Genomic DNA, 15,774 nt, shown 5'->3' with positions numbered 1-15,774 from the left:
TAGACAATGAAAGCTGGATTTCTCCAGCCTCCCTGCTAAAGATAAGAGACCTGAAACTTGCGTTTCAAGCCCCTTACTTCAGTAAGGGGTTACCATTGACTTCGTCTGCTATCTTTGAATGATCTCACCGGCACTCTTGACAAAAGTCGTCAGTTCGTCAAAAAGGCGGCGGTAATTGAGCTTGTCTGGCAGCTGCAGGACCGTCACCAGCCGCTTTTGCGGATTCAGGCTGATCCGGGCCCGGAAGCTGACATGTTCTAAGGCCTTAAAGATATTCGGCCCTTCCAGTTCGCGGCTAGCGTGGTCGTTAAAGACCACCTTGACCTGGTCTTTGACCTTCTGCATGGTCAAGATCTGGGCATAGTCGCATCCCGCCTTGAGGCCCGCGATATTCAAGAGATTTTCCACCGCCTCTGGGTAGTCGCCAAAGCGGTCCAAAAGCTCATCTTCCACGTCTTCTAGATCTTGCTCGCTATTAATGGCCTTGATCTTCTTGTAGAACTCAATCTTTTGTTCCTGGTCAGCAATGTAGCTGTCTGGAATGTAAGCCTCAAGACCCAGGTCGACTTCGGCATTGGACTTAACGACCGTCTTCTTGCCCTGCCGCTTTTTAATGGCATCCGCCAGCATCTGGGAGTAGAGGTCGTAGCCGACGCTGTCGATGAAGCCGTGCTGCTGGGCGCCTAGCATGTTGCCGGCCCCGCGGATAGACAAGTCCCGCATGGCAATCTTGAAGCCAGCCCCCAATTCCGTAAAGTCCCGGATAGCGTCAAGCCGTTTTTCCCCAACTTCAGTTAAGACCTTGTTTGGCTGGTAGAGGAAGTAGGCATAGGCCAAACGGGCGCTCCGCCCGATCCGCCCTCTTAACTGGTATAGCTGGCTTAAGCCGTAGTGGTCGGCATCTTCCACGATCAGGGTGTTGACGTTAGGCATGTCAATCCCGGTTTCAATGATGGTGGTCGTAACCAAGATGTCGTAGTCCCCGGCTAAAAATCTGGCCAAGATGTCTTCCAGCTGTCCTTCCCCCATCTGCCCGTGAGCAAAAGCAATCCGGGCATTTGGCAGCAGCTGCTCAAGACGCCCCACCGTTTCCTCGATGTCGCCAACCCGGTTGTGGAGGTAAAAGACTTGCCCGCCTCTTTGCATTTCTCTTTGGCAGGCCTCTTTGACCGTGGCTGGGAGCTGCTCTAAGACATAGGTCTGGATTGGATAACGGTTCTTAGGCGGCGTCTCCATGACTGACAAGTCCCTAATCCCGATCATGGACATGTGCAAAGTCCGCGGAATTGGCGTGGCCGTCAGGGTCAAAACGTCAATGTTGGTCTTCAGCTGCTTAAGTTTTTCCTTGTGCTTGACCCCAAAGCGCTGCTCTTCATCGATGATCAAGAGGCCCAAGTCCTTAAACTTTACGTCTTTAGACAAAAGCCGGTGGGTGCCGACAACGAGATCAATTGAACCATCCTTGAGCCCTTCCGTGATCTCCTTGCTTTCGCTCTTGGTTTGGAACCGGGATAAGACCGCCACTTCGACCGGGAAGTCCCGGAAGCGGTCCTTAATGGTCTGGTAGTGCTGCTGGGCCAAGATGGTGGTTGGAACCAAGAAGGCCACTTGCTTGCCGTCGCAGATGGCCTTAAAAGCCGCCCGCATGGCGACTTCCGTCTTACCAAAGCCAACGTCGCCGACCAAGAGTCGGTCCATGGGCTTGGGCTTTTCCATATCAGCCTTGATTTCGGCACTGGCCCTAAGCTGGTCAGCCGTGGGCTCGTAAGGAAAGGCAGCTTCAAAGGCTGCTTGGTCAGGGCCATCCGGCGAGAAGGCATAGCCCTTTTCTGACTCTCTTTTTGAATAAAGATCAATCAGATCGTCAGCGATGTCCTCAACCCGGGCTTGGACCTTGCGCTTGGTCTTGGCCCATTCGCTGCCGCCTAATTTGTTGATGTGGGGCGTTTTGCCTTCTGAAGCCACGTATTTTTGCACCAGGCTCAGCTGGTCGGCTGGGACAAAGAGCTGGTCGCCCTTTTGGTAGGTGATGGTGATGTAGTCGCGCTTGACCCCGTCATTTTCCAGGGTCTTGATCCCCTCAAAGCGGCCAATCCCGTGGTTGACGTGAACGACGAAGTCGCCTGGCTTGAGTTCCGTATAGCTCCGCAGGCGCTGGGCATTTTCCAGGGTCTTGATCCGTTTCTTGGGCTTTTTGACCTGGTTAAAAAGCTCCCGCTCTGTCAAGTAGACCAGGTGACTTTCCGGCAGGACAAAGCCGCTGGCATAGCCGCCCACCACGATCTGCCCCTGTCCTTCTTTAAAGTCGCCTTTGACTAAAGGAAAGTGGAGGTCAAAGTCGTGGCAGCTGATGGAGAACTGCTGGGCCTGCTTGAGGCTGGGCACCTGCAAGATGACGGTGTCGCCCCGCTTTAAGTAGGATTCAGCTTCCGTTTTTAACAGCGGCATCTGACCAAAGAACTGCTGGGGTTCACGCGTGTCCCAAGATAGGTGCTGGCCAAAGCGCAGGCGCCCCATGGAGTGGGCCAAAAGGCTGGTATAAACCCGCTTGTGCTGGTCCTTTTTTAAAACTGAATCAAAGGGCAGGCGGAGGGTCTGCTTAGGCAAAAGTGCTCCCCGCTCAGCTTCTTGGGCCAGATAGTCCTGGTTGATGGCATCTAAACTCTTTTGGCTATCTTCAATTAATTGCCAGTCGTTAAAAATGACCAGCCCGGAAGCAGCCAGGTAGTCCAGCAAGGTATAGTGGTCTTCTTGCAGGTAGTCGATATAGCGGATGTAGTTTTCCGGCAGCTGCCCCTGTTCCAGGCTTTCCTTAGCCAGTTCCAGATCAACAGCCGAATCGTCCGTCATCTCCTGAGCAATGGCGCCTGCGGCTTTTTCCAAGTCTTCAGCTTGAAAAACGTGGTCGATCGCAGCCGGCAGGTCGATTTTTTCCAGGTCATCCGTGCTTCTTTGGCTGGATAGGTCAAAAGTCTTGATGGTGTCAACTTCATCGCCGAAAAATTCCATCCGGATTGGGCTATCTTGGTCTAGGGGGTAAACGTCAACGATGTCCCCCCGCATGGCAAATTCGCCAGGCTTAGCCACCAGGCTCTCTCGCCGGTAGCCAGCCTGCATGAGCCACTTGGCCAGCTGATCTAAAGGAATTTCATCGCCGATTTGAAGCTGCCGGCGGTTTTGGGCAAAAGCTTCTGGCTGGCTCAAGGGATACTGGAGCCCTTGCGGCGTCGCGATCACGATGCCCGGCCGCTTTTCTAAGAGGAGGTTCAAGGCCTGGATCCGGCTGACCAGTTCTTCTGGCGAGCTGACCGCGGTTTGAGTAGCCAGGTTGCCATCCAGGCTAAAAATTTCCAGGTCCGCGTCTGCAAACAGGCGGCTTAAGTCGTTATACCGCTCTTGGGCCTTATATTCATTTTCTTCGATCAAGAGCAGGGGCACCTGTCTGATGGCTAAGAGAGCCTCTAAAAAGACAGCAAAAGCGCCCCGCTCGATTCCTGTAATCAGGGAATTCTTCACCCGGGACGTTTTTGCGATAAATGCCGTCACTGCTTGATCTTTTTTGACAAAATCAATTAGCTGCATGTTTATGTTCTACTAGTAAAAATAGCTGCAATTGCCTTAATTGTAGCGGTTCATCAAATATTGTGCGCTCTTGCCGGCGATAAAGTCGTCAATCACCTGGTCGACCGTCTCAAAGCTTTGGTCCAACAGGGCTTGCTGGTCGGCATCAAAAGGCGTCAAGACCCAAGAAACGACGCTTTGCTTGTCGGGGTGCTTGATCCCGATCTTCAAACGGTTGAACTTTTCCGTGCCGAGACTAGCAATAATGCTCTTGATCCCGTTGTGGCCGCCGGACTTGCCGCCTGCCCGGATGCGAAGCTTGGCCACCGGCATATCCATGTCGTCATGGATGACCAGGATGTCTGCAGGATCAATCTTGAAAAAGTTGGCCATTGGCGCTACCGACTTGCCAGATTCGTTCATGTAGGTCTGCGGCTCTAAGAAGATGACGTCTTCCCCGCCAATTTTTTCCTTGGCATACAGGCCGTCAAACTTGTCCCGGTTCAAGGTCAGGTTGTGCTTGTTTAAGTAGTGGTCCAGGGCCATGAAGCCGGTGTTGTGCTTGGTTTTTTCATATTTAAGGCCAGGGTTGCCCAAAGCGACGATTAATTTCATCAAATGATCTCCTCGTTTACAATATCTCATTTATTTTAGCACATCTGCGAAAAATCTTATCTTTTCGCGCATTTAAGCAATCTTTAATTTTGATTTTTTGCATGCTATAATGAAAAAGTACGATCAAGGAAAACATTTACATTCTATTACAAATCAATCATGGAGGTTCTCCAATGCTAATCAAATCATTAGTGATCAAGAAAGACTACCTGACAACTGTTAACGAGCACGCGACTTTGGAAGAAGCCCTGAAGGTGCTGGAAAACTCTGGCTACCGCTGCGTGCCAATTCTGGATGACAGCGGCAAGATTTTCCGCGGCAACATCTACAAGATGCACATTTACCGCCACAAGTCCCAAGGCGGCGACATGTCCTTGCCAGTAACCTACCTCTTGAAGAACGCAACCAAGACCATCAAGATCAACGCTCCATTCTTCCAAGTCTTCTTTACCATCAAGGACTTGCCTTACATTGCCGTTTTGGATGACAACAACAACTTCTACGGCATCTTGACCCACGCCCGCCTCTTGGACATGCTGTCCTCTGCTTGGAACGTGAAGACCGGTGCTTACGTTTTGACGGTTTTGTCCACTAACGACTCCGGCAACTTGACCAAGATGACCAAGATCATTTCTAAGTTCGTCAACCTGGCCGGGGCCATGACTTTGGACGCACCAGCTGGCCAATTTGATGGCAAGTACGTCCGCCGCGTCCTCTTCACCCTGCCACAAGGGACGACCGAAACCGAAATGAAGGCCATCTGCAAGAAGCTGAAGAGCAAGGGCTACCCAGTCGTTGCTGTTGAAGACCTGGCTGCCGGCATGAACATCATGAGCGAAGACAAGCCTGGCGTCTTCTTGAACGAAGAATAGTTCTTAAAAAGATAATAAGACAACAAAAAGAAAATCCTCTGCAAATGCAGAGGATTTTTTCTATTCATTGTCATAAACCCGCTTCAAGCGGTCGTTTAACTGGCAGGCTACTTCGTAGTGGATGGTGTCCAGCCAGTCAGCTGCCTTGCGCAAGCTGTTTGGCGCGTCAGGATCGTCAGAAATCAGCTCAACCGGACTGCCGATCGGCATTTCTTTAGGCAATTTAACCATGAACTGGTCCATGCAGACCCGGCCCACGATTGGGCAGTAGACGTCCCCAACCTTGACCTGAAAGCCCTGGAACTTGCGGATCCAGCCGTCAGCGTAGCCAACTGGCACGGTGCCGATCCATTCATCGGCATCAGCCACATAGGTTGACCCGTAGCCAACGCCATAGCCCTTGTGAATTTGCTTGACGTAGGTCAGTTCACTAGTAAAGGACATGGCCGGCGTCAATTTAAAGGCCGGCGTCAGGTCTTCTGCGCCCGGAGCTGAAGATGGGTTCAAGCCGTAAAGGCCGATCCCAAAGCGGACGATGTCGCTGTCTACGTCCTTGTCAAACAGGCTAGCAGCAGTATTGTCCACGTGGATCCACTTAGGCTTAACCGTCAGCAGGCTTTCCATCTTCTTGAAGCGGCTAACCTGGTAGTCAAAGTAGCGACTGTCGCTAGAATCAGCTGAAGCAAAGTGGGTAAACATCCCTTCTACGAAGAAGGCGTCATTGTCTTTCAAGTACTCGTTAACGGCCTTAAAGTCGTCTTCTTCGCTAAAGCCGATCCGGCCCATGCCAGAGTCGATAGCCAGGTGGATCTTCAGCTGCAGGCCTTCTTGTCTTAAAAGCGGCTCAGCAGCCTTCAGCCAGTCAATGCTGGACACTGGCAGGGAAATATCGTTAGCGGCCGCTAAAGGAGCCTGTTCAGCCGGCTGCAGGCCCAAAACGATAATTGGCTTGACGATTTGGGCCCGGCGAAGTTCCAGCCCTTCGTCCAGCATGGCCACGCAAAAGCCGTCGGCCCCCTCTTCCACCATGACCGGGGCCAGCTTGGCTGCCCCGTGGCCGTAGGCGTTGGCCTTAACCACGCAAAAGAGCTTTTGGCCAGGCTTTAAGTGAGCCTTGGCCTGCTTGGTGTTTTCTCTAATCGCGGCCACGTTGATGTGCAAGGCCGCTGGTCGGTTAACTGCTGTAATCACTTTTTCCTCCAAGACAATTTCTTTAACAGCTTCCGCATCAGGCGCGTCCAACCTGGCTCTTCTTCTAAGACGATAACCGCGACGATTTCGTGGTCATCATGGGCAATCGTGGAAAAAATCTTCCCCTCAAAGACCCGGGAGCTGGTGATGGGAGCACCTAATTCATTGTTTAACGTTTCAACATCTTGAAAGGCGACTGCCTTGCCGATCCCCGTGCCGAGAGCTTTGGAAAAAGCCTCTTTGATGGCAAAGCGGCCACCAAGGTATTCAGTCTTTCTTTTCTCCGTGAGGGTTTGGTAGTGAGCAAATTCTTTTTCAGTCAGAACTTTTTGGGCAAAATTGTCGCCTCTTGCCACAATTTTCCGAAACCGCTCAACCTCGATAATATCAATTCCGATATTTTTGACCATCTTTTCACCTCACGCTTTTTAAATGATAGCACAAAGGAAAAAAGACCGAGTCAAAAACTCGGTCTTTTTAAGATTTTTTACTAGTTTGTTATTTAGCCTAGCCCTTCCGGCCCCGGATGCGGAAATCGTGCTTATTCCGCTTCTTGTCAAAGTGCTTGCCGCCCTTGAAGTTCTTGCCCTTGTTCCGGCCGCGGTCGTTTTTGCCACTGCGGTGGCCGTCCCGGCGCTTGCCCCGGTATGGGAGCGGCTTTTCAGGCGTGATCTTGACCTTAACGTCAGAATCGTTGGACAGTTCCTTTAAAAGCGCTGCTGCCAGGTCTTCAGCTGAGTAGTTTTCCAGCAGCTTTGCTGCTTCGTCGTCATACTTGCTGAGGTCGCCCTTGAGCAGGTCGTCAACCTTTTCTACAGCCTGCTTCATTTGGCCAGCGAAGGCTTGGGCGTCTGTTGGCGGACGAAGCGGTGACATTTTCTTCTTGGTCAAGGCTTCGATGGTCCGCATGTAGCCAATTTCGTTTGGCGTCACAAAAGTAACGCTCATCCCGGTCTTGCCAGCCCGGCCGGTTCTGCCGATCCGGTGAACGTAAGAATCTGGATCTTGCGGAATGTCGTAGTTGTAAACGTGGGTAACCCCGGAAATGTCCAAGCCACGTGCCGCCACGTCGGTTGCTACTAAGATGTCCAGCTTGCCTTCCTTGAAGCGCTTGAGGACCTGCATCCGCTTGGCTTGGGTGAGGTCGCCGTGGATGCCAGCAGCGTTGTAGCCGCGCGCTTGCAGCCCTCTTGTCAATTCGTCAACCCGCCGCTTGGTCCGGCCAAAGACCACGGCCAGGTCTGGGTTTTCCACGTCGATCAGCCGGCACATAATGTCGAACTTTTCGTTTTCCCGGACGCGGACAAAGTATTGGTCGATCAGGTCAGCCGTCAGTTCCTTAGCCTTGATCTTGACGATTTCTGGGTCCTTCATAAACTTTTCGCCCAGGTTTTGGATTGGCTTAGGCATAGTAGCGCTGAAGAGCAGGGTTTGGCTGCGGTTTTCCGCGTAAGTCAAGATGCTTTCGATGTCTTGGATAAAGCCCATGTCCAGCATTTCGTCAGCTTCGTCCAAAACTACGGTTTGGACTTGGTCGAGCTTGATGGTCTTGCGCTTTAAGTGGTCCAAGAGTCTCCCTGGCGTCCCGACCAAGATTTCTGGAACGCTCTTTAAAGCGCGAATTTGCCGGCCAATGTCGGCCCCGCCGTAAACGACTTGGACCTTAGCCTTTTCGTCTCTGCCCAAGCGGAAGAGCTCTTCTTGGGTCTGGATGGCCAATTCTCTAGTTGGCTCAATCACGATTGCTTGGATAGCCTTATTCTTCTTATCCAGCTGCTGCAGGATTGGCAAGCCAAAGGCTGCGGTCTTACCGGTCCCCGTCTGGGCTTGACCGATCACGTCCTTGCCGGCTAAGGCCAAGGGAATGGTTTGGGCTTGAATCGGCGTTGCCTCTTCAAAGCCAGACCGCTTAATCGCCTTTAACAAGTTGTCGTTCAATCCTAATTCAGTAAATTTCAAAAATTGTTCTCCTATTTCAGTCTGTCGAGCACTTTTTCCAAGTGCATGCCATGTGAGCCCTTCAATAAGACGATGTCGTTGCTGCGAATGTCGCTTCTCAAGTCATCAATCAAATGGCCCATCTCGTCTTCTGGGTAGTAGTGCAGGCTTTGGCTAGGATACTTGTCAGTCAAGGCCTCGTATAAATTCTTCATCTCTGGGCCGTAGAGGTATAAGACGTTGATCTTGTCTGGGTCCAGGCTATCTGCTAAGTCGCGGTGGAGTTCGCTAGAACGGCTGCCCAGTTCCAGCATGTCGGCTAAAACGGCGATCCGGCGGCCGCCTTCAGCTACGTCGACCTTGCCAAAGGAAGCAGTAACTGCCTTGACAGCAGTTGGGTTAGAGTTGTAGATATCGCTCATGATATCTTCGCCGCAGTCGCCCTTTTCCCATTCCATCCGGTTGGCCGTTGGGACAAAGCCGGCCAGACCAGCTGCGATTTCTTCGTCGCTTTCGCCAAAGTGGCGGCCGACCAAGATGGCAGCCATGGCGTTAGAAACATTGTGGCGGCCGATCATCGGAATTGCAAATTCCCGGTCAGTATCGTTGACCGTGAAGTAGGTGTGGTGCATGGTGGACCGCATGGACAGGGCATGGATGGTGTCCTTGTCTTCAAAGCCAAAGGTTGCCTTGTCTTGTGCCAGCTTTTCTGCTCTTTCAACCAGCAGCGGTTCATCGCCGTTATAGATCAATTCGCCATCTTCTTGCAAGAAGTCAGTGATTTCCATCTTGGCATCAGCAATGCCGGCTCTTGAGCCCAAAAATTCGATGTGGGCTTCGCCGATCATGGTGATCACGGCTACATCAGGCCGGGCCAATTTGCTCAGTTCGTGGAGCTGGCCTGCCCGGTCCATGCCCATTTCCAAAACCAAGATTTCGGTGATTGGCTTCATTTCCAAAATGGTCATTGGCACGCCGATTTCGTTGTTGAAGTTGGCCTGGGTCTTATAAACGTTGAAGCGCTTGGCCAAAACGGCGGCTACCATGTCCTTGGTCGTGGTCTTGCCGTTTGAGCCGGTGATGCCGACAACGGTTGGGTTGACCTTTTGCAAGTAATAGTGTGCCAGGTCTTGCATGGCCTTCAAGGTGTCAGCAACTTCTAAAACGGCAATGCCTTCTGGCTTATTTGCGTGGCCCTTTTCCCACAAAGTGGCGCTGGCCCCAGCCGCGATTGCGGAAGCGACAAAGTCATGGCCGTCGCGTTCGCCCTTGATTGGGACAAACAAGGCGCCTTCCTTGATCTTTCTTGAGTCAAAGGCAACGGAGGCAATGACCGTCTCCGCATCGCCTTCACAAGTGGTATTTAAGGCCTGGGCAATTTCCGCCAACTGCATCTTCATTGAAATACTGCTCCTTAGAGAAAAAATTTAAACACTTAGTCTATTATACTTTGTTTATTGTCCATTACAACAAAAAAAGCAACCCAAGTGGGCTGCTTTTAGTGTAAAAAGAACAATTAGTTCTTCTTGTTGAAGCCGTACTTCTTGTTGAAACGTTCGATTCGACCATCGGCAGCGGCAAACTTTTGCTTGCCAGTGTAGAATGGGTGGGAATCTGATGAAATTTCAACACGGATCAATGGGTAAGTGTTGCCTTCGAATTCAACAGTTTCTGATGACTTCAAAGTTGAGCCGGCAACGAACTTAAAACCAGTTGCTGAGTCCATGAAGCAAACTTCTTGATAATCTGGGTGAATACCTTGTTTCATAATTTAAAACTCCTTTGCCATAGCCCTCTGCGGGCCATAGATTAATCGATTAACTCTAATATAGTACCACGAACCGCCCGCTTTGACAAGCGGCCTGAGCAAATAAAAAGCCGGCCTAAGCCAGCTTTTCTTATTCAGCATCGCGGATAACCACGTCGGCACCGATTTGGCGCAATTTTTCTTCAACTCGGTCATAGCCCCGCAGGATGTTGCCAGCGTTGTTGATGACGGTCTCGCCGTCAATCATCAGGCCAGTCAGCATCAAGCAAGCACCCGCCCGGATTTCGTCAGCGTGAACCACGCCGCCGTGCAAGTGGCTGCCTGGGTGCACCAAGATGATGTTGTTCATCGAGGTGATTGAGGCACCCAGCTTTTGCAATTCTGGCACGTGCTTGTTCCGCTTCGGGTAGATTGGATCGATGATGACCCCTTCGCCAGTCTTGGCAGTTAAAAGCAGCGGCGTAATCGGCTGCTGCAAGTCAGTAGCAAAGCCAGGGTAAGTCCCGGTCTTTACCTGCACCATCTTGAGGTCCCCAGCTGGGTAGACAAAGAGCGAGTCTTCGTCAGCATCGATCACGACGCCCATTTCTTCCACCTTAGCCAAAAAGGCATCCAGGTGCTCAGCGATGATGTTGTGAATTCGAATGCCATTGCCGATGCAGGCAGCCATGGAGATGTAAGTCCCAGCTTCAATCCGGTCAGGGATGATGGTGTGCGGCACCTTGGATTCCAGGCGGTCAACGCCATCGATTCTGATGCTTTCCGTACCAGCCCCTCTGATCTTAGCCCCCATGTTGTTCAAGAAGGTGGCCAGGTCAATGATTTCTGGTTCCTTAGCAGCATTTTCAATGACCGTCCGGCCGCTGGCCGTTACCGAAGCCATGATAATGTTCATCGTGGCCCCAACCGAGGCCATCTTCAGGTGGATTCTAGCGCCCTTCAGCCCTTCATCAGGAGCGGTAATTACGATCTGTTCATTTTCATATCTAACGTCAGCGCCCAGTGATTGAAAGCCCATAATGTGCTGGTCAATGGGACGTGGGCCAATGTCGTCCCCACCGGGAAAGCCTACAACAGCCTTGCCAAAGCGGCCAAGCAAAGCGCCCATGAAATAGTATGAGGCCCGCAAGCTCTTGATCTTCCCGGCAGGTAGGGGACTCATCTTGATTTCAGTAGGATCGATCTGCAAAGTCGTCTCTTGGAAGTTGCAATGAACGTCCATTTCACTCAGCAGGTCCATCAAGTTATCAACATCCGCAATTCTAGGAACGGATTCTAAAGTTACCGGTGTTCTGGATAAAATTGATGCTGGAATCAGTGCGACCGTCGAGTTCTTGGCCCCACCAATCCAAATATCGCCTTGTAGGGGTTTCCCTCCGTGAATTATCATTTGCTTCATTTGGGAAAGTAGTCCTTTTCTTTTGTCAAATTATCATAATAATGATAATGGATCTTCGTCAAAAAAACAAGAGAAGAGGGTGCTCTTCTCTTGTCACTATCATCTATTATCTAACAAAAATTAGAACTTGTCGACACTTAAACCACTAGCTGCCCCAATAAAGCCCTTGAAGAGACCTTCTGGACGGTTTGGTCTGCTCAAGAATTCTGGGTGGTATTGGGCTGCTACAAAGAACTTCTTGTCCGTCAATTCGATGATTTCTACCAGGTGGTTGTCTGGAGAAACGCCGCTGAAGGTCAAGCCGGCCTTTTCAAAGGCTTCCCGGTACTTGTTGTTGAATTCGTAGCGGTGGCGGTGACGTTCTTGGATGACTTCTTGGTCATCGTAGCATTCGCGGGTCTTGGTGCCGGCCTTCAGCATGGCTGGGTACAGGCCCAGACGCAAGGTACCACCGATCTTTTCTTGGTCGCGCTGGTCAGCCATGAGGTCGATGATGTTGTTCTTGCAGTTTGGTTCAGCTTCAGCTGAGTTGGCGTCTTCTAAGTGCAAGACGTTGCGGGCAAATTCGACGCTGGCCATTTGCATCCCCAAGCAGATGCCCAAGAATGGCAGGTTGTGTTCACGGGCGTACTTGATGGAAGTGATCATCCCTTCAAGCCCGCGAGTCCCAAAGCCGCCAGGTACGATCAAGCCTTGGGTGTCGCCCAAAAGTTCAGCTACATTGTCTTCAGTGATGTCTTCAGCTTGCACCTTGTTGACTTCGATCTTGGTGTTGTACAGGTAGCCGGCGTGCTGCAAGGCGTCGGTAACTGAGATGTAGGCATCTTCCAGTTCCACGTACTTGCCGACCAAAGTGATCTTGGTCTTGTGCTTCAAGCTCTTAGCCCGTTCATCCATTCTCCGCCATTCGTCCATGTCGGCAACTGGCTTAGGACTGTCAATGTGCAGGAAGTCAACGATCTTTTGGTCAACGCCTTGTTCTTGGTAAGAAAGCGGAACATCAAACAGGGATGGCGCATCCAGGGATTCAACGATGTAGTCTACTGGCACGTCGGTGAAGGTTGAGATCTTGTCCTTCATTTCCTGTGGTACTGGCATTTCGCTTCTCAAGACCAGCATGTTTGGCTGAATCCCGATTGACCGCAGCATGGAAACAGATTGCTGAGTTGGCTTACTCTTTAATTCCTTGGCTGCCCGCAGGTATGGCACGAAGGTTACGTGAACGTACATCACGTTTTCTGAGCCCACTTCTCTACGCATTTGGCGGATGGCTTCCATGAATGGCGTTGATTCCATGTCGCCGACCGTACCACCGATTTCGGAAATCACAACGTCGGTGTCAGTCATTTGGGCTGCCCGCATGACCTTTTCCTTGATCATGTTGGTTACGTGAGGGATTACTTGCACCGTGCCACCGTGGTAGTCCCCGCGCCGTTCTCTTTTCAAGACTTCTTGGTAAATCTTACCGGTAGTAACGTTGGAGTACTTGCTGGTTCTAACGTCAACCAATCTTTCATAGTGGCCTAAGTCCAAGTCAGCTTCCGTACCATCGTCAGTAACAAAAACTTCACCGTGTTGGTATGGGTTCATGGTACCTGGGTCGATGTTGATGTATGGGTCAAACTTTTGCATGGTCACCTTTAAGCCGCGGTTCTTCAGCAAACGGCCGATGCTTGACGCCGTGATCCCCTTCCCTAATGATGAAACTACGCCGCCAGTCACAAAGATATACTTGGTCATTGAACTCTCCTTTGAAAATAATAAAAAAAGCTCCCTTTAGTCAGGGAGCTAAACGCACATAGGGTGCCCAAGCAAAATAGTAACTATTTTTTGCTTGTAAGTCAAGGATTAAATCCTATTCTTCGTCTTCTTCTTCGTCATCGTCGTCATCAAGCTGTGACAATTGGCCCTCGATACCGTCTGGCAATGAGTCTTCTTCTTCGTCGTCTTCATTGTCGTCGTAGTCATCATCGTAGTCGTAATCGTCGCTGCTGGTGTCGTCGTCATCGTCATCATCGTCGCTGTCAGCGTCCAGATCTTCGTCTTCTGGGTCGTCGTTTTCGTAGTCGATGACATCGTCGCCTTCAGTCGTAGCCAAGAAGGCATTAACCTTCTTGTGGTGCTTACGGGTAGATGCTTCGTCGCCGTCGTCTTCTGGGTGGTCAACTTCTTCGTCAACGGCTTCAAACTTGAACCAAGTTCTGAGGGCCCAAACGTTTTCCCCCATGGAGATGAAGCGGCCATCAGTGTTCATGTCAGTGTAAAATTGTGGCAAGCGTTCGCGAATTTCTTCGTCACTCTTGTTCAAGTACTTTTGTACTTCATTAACGATGTCGGCAAAAGCCATTCTTTCGCCACGGTCTTCCAAAATTGCGTGCGCAACTTCAATCATTGATAATTCATTGCGGTCTACGTCTTTAAAATCAGCTAATCCCACGGTTGAACGTCCTCTCTATGTCAATCTTGTCTATTTTACACGTCATTTAAACAAAAATCAATGAAACGGCATAACTACCAATTAAGTCTACACCACTAAAGAGGTCATATTCAACTTCAAGTTGCTGACCATCGGCAATTTCTTTCAATTCTAGGCGCTTGGTTTCAGACATCAGGTCCAGCTGCCGCCCTTCCACGACATACTTGCACGTGCCCTTTTCGCCCAAGACAAACTGCATCTGGGAGAAATTGGCATGATCGGTGCCGCGTCTGATCAAGAGTTCTTGCTCTTTGACCAACATCTTGACCGGCACGTTTTCCGTTTCATAAAAAATCCGCTTGTTGCGGCCGTCATCTGAATATTCGCCTTCTGCTTCCTGGCGAATGGTTTCGGTTTCTCCGGCCTGGGTAATCTTGCTTGTTAAGCTAATCTTGACCTTGTTCATTTTTTCAGATCTAACCCCCTTCATCAGCAGTCTCTGGCGACATTTGCTATAATATTTATAGCATAGATAATTATATTTTAGTATCTTTTTGAAAAAAATAAAAGCAATAAACTAATAGGCTAATGCACTAATTGGCAATTTCAGAAATAAAATAGAAATGGAGGAAAAATTTTGACTAACTTTACCAGCCCCAAATTAAAGCGGGAAGTGGTTGTCCGCGACCCCGTGCACGGCTACATCCACTTAGACACCCAAGTGGCCTTAGACGTCGTCCGCTCTAAAGAATTCCAGCGCATGCGGCGGATCAAGCAGCTGGGCCCAACCGCCTTTGTCTTCCCCGGCGCCACCCACACCCGGTTTGAGCACAACTTGGGCGTTTATGAGCTCGCCCGCCAGATCAGCAATCTTTTTAGCGAAAAATACCCAAGCCAAGAAGCTGGAGACGGCCTCTGGAACCCGGGCAACAACCTCTTGGTGTCCATTGCTGGCCTGCTCCACGACATCGGCCACGGCCCATATTCACATACCTTTGAGCACCTCTTTGACACCAACCATGAAGAGATCGGGCAAAAAATCATCTTAGATCCCAAGACTGAGGTCAACCAAGCCTTGCGCAAGGTCGACCCAGATTTTCCACAAGCCGTGGCCAGCGTCATCGCCAAGACTTATCCAGATCCCCAAGTGGTCAAGCTGATCTCCAGCCAAGCCGACGCCGACCGGATGGACTACCTACTCCGCGACGCCTACTTCACCGGCGCTTCTTACGGGGAATTCGACCTCTCCCGCATTTTGCGGGTGATCCGTCCTTATCAAAAGGGCGTCTGCTTTACGGCTAACGGGATGCACGCGGTTGAAGACTACATCGTCTCCCGCTACCAGATGTACCAGCAGATCTACTACCACCGGGTCAACCGGTCCATGGAAGTAATCCTCCACCACCTGTTAACTCGGGCCCAGCACCTCTACCAACAGGGCGACCTGCCAGTGACGCCGAGTCTAGCCCACTTTTTGGCCGGCAGCTGGGACCTAGAGGACTACTTAAAGGTCAACGACGGGGTCATGGAAACCAACTTCAGCCTGTGGACGGAGTCAAGCGACCCCATCTTAAGCGACCTGGCCCAGCGCTACCTCTTCAGAAAGCCCCTGGCCAGCGCCACGGTTACGGAAGATAATAAAAAGCTCTTGCCCAAGCTGCAGGCCTTAATCCAAGAAGCCGGCTTTGACCCAGACTACTACACCGGGCTCAACTCCGCCTTTGACGAGCCATACGATGCTTATAAGCCAACTGGCAAAAATGCCAACAGCCAAATCGAGATCATGCAAGAAGATGGCAGCTTGATCGAGCTCTCTCGCCTTAGCCCATTAGTAAAGGCCTTAAACGGGACTCTGCAAGGCGACGAGCGCTTCTTCTTCCCAAGCGCCATGTTAGATGTGCCAGAATTTAAGGCTTATATCAAAAATGGCACGGTGCAGGAGCAATAACAAGAAATATTAATTAAGAAACATAACTAAGAAAAAAATAACAGCCGCATAGCGGCTGTTATTTTT

The 15,774-nt window shown here is 50.8% G+C and carries 13 protein-coding genes; 2 read left to right on the top strand and 11 right to left on the bottom strand.

The annotated features are described in order from the left end of the window. Positions 1-108: 108 nt before the first annotated feature. Together mfd and pth are read right to left on the bottom strand one after the other, a co-directional pair. Positions 109-3,582, bottom strand: coding sequence for a transcription-repair coupling factor (mfd, locus tag ACI4WN_RS00835; protein ID WP_439776560.1), 3,474 nt, complete (start codon positions 3,580-3,582; stop codon positions 109-111). Between the two features lie 36 nt (positions 3,583-3,618). Then, the gene (gene pth, locus ACI4WN_RS00830) at positions 3,619-4,176 is read right to left on the bottom strand and encodes an aminoacyl-tRNA hydrolase (RefSeq protein WP_439776559.1); all 558 of its coding nucleotides are present in this window, start codon (positions 4,174-4,176) and stop codon (positions 3,619-3,621) included. A gap of 173 nt (positions 4,177-4,349) precedes the next feature. On the opposite strand from pth, the gene cbpA reads away from it, so the two are divergent. Next, positions 4,350-5,048 (top strand): cyclic di-AMP binding protein CbpA, encoded by a 699-nt coding sequence (cbpA, locus tag ACI4WN_RS00825; protein ID WP_439776558.1) that lies wholly within the window; start codon positions 4,350-4,352, stop codon positions 5,046-5,048. 60 nt (positions 5,049-5,108) lie between these two features. On the opposite strand, the gene alr is transcribed toward cbpA, so the two are convergent. From alr to ACI4WN_RS00780, 9 genes are all read right to left on the bottom strand, one after another. After that, positions 5,109-6,239, bottom strand: a complete 1,131-nt coding sequence (gene alr, locus ACI4WN_RS00820) for an alanine racemase (protein ID WP_439776557.1) — start codon at positions 6,237-6,239, stop codon at positions 5,109-5,111. Further along, complete coding sequence (gene acpS / locus ACI4WN_RS00815; protein WP_439776556.1) at positions 6,236-6,649, bottom strand: holo-ACP synthase; 414 nt, start codon at positions 6,647-6,649, stop codon at positions 6,236-6,238. Before acpS ends, alr begins: the two co-directional genes overlap by 4 nt. 97 nt (positions 6,650-6,746) lie before the next feature. After that, positions 6,747-8,198, bottom strand: coding sequence for a DEAD/DEAH box helicase (locus tag ACI4WN_RS00810; protein ID WP_439776555.1), 1,452 nt, complete (start codon positions 8,196-8,198; stop codon positions 6,747-6,749). A gap of 11 nt (positions 8,199-8,209) precedes the next feature. After that, on the bottom strand, positions 8,210-9,577 hold the full coding sequence (locus ACI4WN_RS00805; protein WP_439776554.1) for a UDP-N-acetylmuramoyl-tripeptide--D-alanyl-D-alanine ligase: 1,368 nt from the start codon (positions 9,575-9,577) through the stop codon (positions 8,210-8,212). A 116-nt stretch (positions 9,578-9,693) separates the two neighbouring features. Continuing rightward, positions 9,694-9,945 carry a type B 50S ribosomal protein L31 gene (locus ACI4WN_RS00800; RefSeq protein ID WP_003612793.1) on the bottom strand — a complete coding sequence of 84 codons (252 nt, stop codon included), beginning with the start codon at positions 9,943-9,945 and terminating at the stop codon, positions 9,694-9,696. Between the two features lie 130 nt (positions 9,946-10,075). Next, a complete protein-coding gene (locus ACI4WN_RS00795) occupies positions 10,076-11,344 on the bottom strand; it encodes a UDP-N-acetylglucosamine 1-carboxyvinyltransferase (RefSeq protein ID WP_009557988.1) in 1,269 nt (422 codons plus the stop codon). A 120-nt stretch (positions 11,345-11,464) separates the two neighbouring features. Next, complete coding sequence (locus tag ACI4WN_RS00790) at positions 11,465-13,084, bottom strand: CTP synthase (RefSeq protein WP_439776553.1); 1,620 nt, start codon at positions 13,082-13,084, stop codon at positions 11,465-11,467. A gap of 115 nt (positions 13,085-13,199) precedes the next feature. Beyond that, positions 13,200-13,781, bottom strand: coding sequence for a DNA-directed RNA polymerase subunit delta (rpoE, locus tag ACI4WN_RS00785; protein ID WP_279200886.1), 582 nt, complete (start codon positions 13,779-13,781; stop codon positions 13,200-13,202). Between the two features lie 46 nt (positions 13,782-13,827). Beyond that, on the bottom strand, positions 13,828-14,226 hold the full coding sequence (locus tag ACI4WN_RS00780; RefSeq protein WP_008462628.1) for a DUF1934 domain-containing protein: 399 nt from the start codon (positions 14,224-14,226) through the stop codon (positions 13,828-13,830). A 171-nt stretch (positions 14,227-14,397) separates the two neighbouring features. Between ACI4WN_RS00780 and ACI4WN_RS00775 the strand changes: the two genes are divergently transcribed. Beyond that, on the top strand, positions 14,398-15,708 hold the full coding sequence (locus tag ACI4WN_RS00775) for an HD domain-containing protein (RefSeq protein ID WP_439776552.1): 1,311 nt from the start codon (positions 14,398-14,400) through the stop codon (positions 15,706-15,708). The last annotated feature ends 66 nt before the right edge of the window (positions 15,709-15,774 follow it).

The organism is Lactobacillus sp., from assembly GCF_051893255.1.
In the GTDB taxonomy this organism is placed as follows: Bacteria; Bacillota; Bacilli; order Lactobacillales; family Lactobacillaceae; genus Lactobacillus.
The sequence above is the reverse complement of the archived record's forward strand: the minus strand, read 5'-3'. Positions and strand labels throughout refer to the sequence as shown.

Coding starts and splice junctions, on each gene's coding strand:
- mfd (WP_439776560.1), bottom strand. CDS start 3,582: ATGCAGCTAATTGATTTTGTCAAAAAAGATCAAGCAGTGACGGCATTT.
- pth (WP_439776559.1), bottom strand. CDS start 4,176: ATGAAATTAATCGTCGCTTTGGGCAACCCTGGCCTTAAATATGAAAAA.
- cbpA (WP_439776558.1), top strand. CDS start 4,350: ATGCTAATCAAATCATTAGTGATCAAGAAAGACTACCTGACAACTGTT.
- acpS (WP_439776556.1), bottom strand. CDS start 6,649: ATGGTCAAAAATATCGGAATTGATATTATCGAGGTTGAGCGGTTTCGG.
- ACI4WN_RS00805 (WP_439776554.1), bottom strand. CDS start 9,577: ATGAAGATGCAGTTGGCGGAAATTGCCCAGGCCTTAAATACCACTTGT.
- ACI4WN_RS00800 (WP_003612793.1), bottom strand. CDS start 9,945: ATGAAACAAGGTATTCACCCAGATTATCAAGAAGTTTGCTTCATGGAC.
- ACI4WN_RS00795 (WP_009557988.1), bottom strand. CDS start 11,344: ATGAAGCAAATGATAATTCACGGAGGGAAACCCCTACAAGGCGATATT.
- ACI4WN_RS00790 (WP_439776553.1), bottom strand. CDS start 13,084: ATGACCAAGTATATCTTTGTGACTGGCGGCGTAGTTTCATCATTAGGG.
- ACI4WN_RS00780 (WP_008462628.1), bottom strand. CDS start 14,226: ATGAACAAGGTCAAGATTAGCTTAACAAGCAAGATTACCCAGGCCGGA.